This window comes from Winogradskya consettensis, assembly GCF_018332715.1.
Lineage (GTDB): Bacteria > Actinomycetota > Actinomycetes > Mycobacteriales > Micromonosporaceae > Actinoplanes > Actinoplanes consettensis.
On sequence record NZ_BOQP01000105.1, the window covers coordinates 1 to 395 of the forward strand.

General features: G+C 71.6%; 2 protein-coding genes. One reads left to right on the plus strand and one right to left on the minus strand.

Going from position 1 to position 395, the window contains the following annotated elements; translation table 11 throughout:
• Positions 1 to 210 (plus strand): hypothetical protein (locus Aco04nite_RS48495; RefSeq protein WP_213003925.1); only part of this gene is annotated, 210 nt, incomplete at its 5' end.
• Here the strand turns inward: Aco04nite_RS48495 and Aco04nite_RS48500 are convergent.
• Positions 161 to 395 (minus strand): alpha/beta fold hydrolase (locus Aco04nite_RS48500; protein ID WP_369076676.1); only part of this gene is annotated, 235 nt, incomplete at its 5' end. The genes Aco04nite_RS48495 and Aco04nite_RS48500 overlap by 50 nt on opposite strands.

Sequence of the window (395 nt, forward strand, 5' to 3'; positions counted from 1 at the left end):
GACGCCGCGATGGAGAAGCATCTCGAGGTGCTCGGCCCGGACCACCCCGACACGCTGCGCTGCGCCGCCAACCGGGCCCTGATGCGCTCGGGCGACGGCTCGGACGCGGGGGAGCGGCTGTCCCGGGCGCTGGGCGATCACCACCCGGCGGTGACAGCCCTCAAGGAACGGCGATACCTGCACCGGATGCTGGACCCGCACCCGTTCTGACCGGCACCGGGCGCTCGGCGACCAGCCACGTCAAGATCTCGGGGAGCACCTCCACCGCTCCGAAATGCGCGGTGGAGGCCTGGATCTGGATCTGCGCACCGGGAATCTGCCCGGCGAGCCACCGCGCATGGCTGACCGGCGAGAAGTTGTCGTCGGCGCCGTGCCACAACAGCACCTCACCGCGC